The sequence below is a fragment of the Paenibacillus maysiensis genome, from assembly GCF_000520815.1.
Classification (GTDB): domain Bacteria; phylum Bacillota; class Bacilli; order Paenibacillales; family Paenibacillaceae; genus Paenibacillus; species Paenibacillus maysiensis.
Map to the genome: position 1 here is coordinate 1 of NZ_ASRY01000029.1, position 349 is coordinate 349.

The following is a 349-nucleotide window of genomic DNA, read 5'->3' on the forward strand; positions in this document are numbered from 1 at the left end:
TCGTTCCCATTAAAACGATGGACATCGTAGAGGGAATTCAATCTATACAAAAGAAGAAAGTCGCTGCCTATTGCCGGGTCAGTACAGATTCCGAGGAGCAAAAGGAGAGCTATACCAATCAGGTCAATCATTATACAAAGTACATTCAAAACAACTTGGAATGGGAAATGGCTGATATTTACGCAGATGAAGGCATCACCGGAACCAGCACTAAAAATAGAACGCACTTTAATCGCATGATACAGGATGCCCGAAACGGTAAACTGGATCTTATACTGGTCAAGTCGATTTCGAGGTTTGCTAGGAATACACTGGATTTATTGAAATATGTACGGGAACTTAAAAGTCT

Annotated in this window: 1 protein-coding gene; it reads left to right on the forward strand. The window is 40.7% G+C overall.

From position 1 onward, the window contains the following. On the forward strand, positions 1 to 349 hold a 349-nt coding region (locus tag L696_RS0102345), incomplete at both ends, for a recombinase family protein (protein ID WP_025682218.1).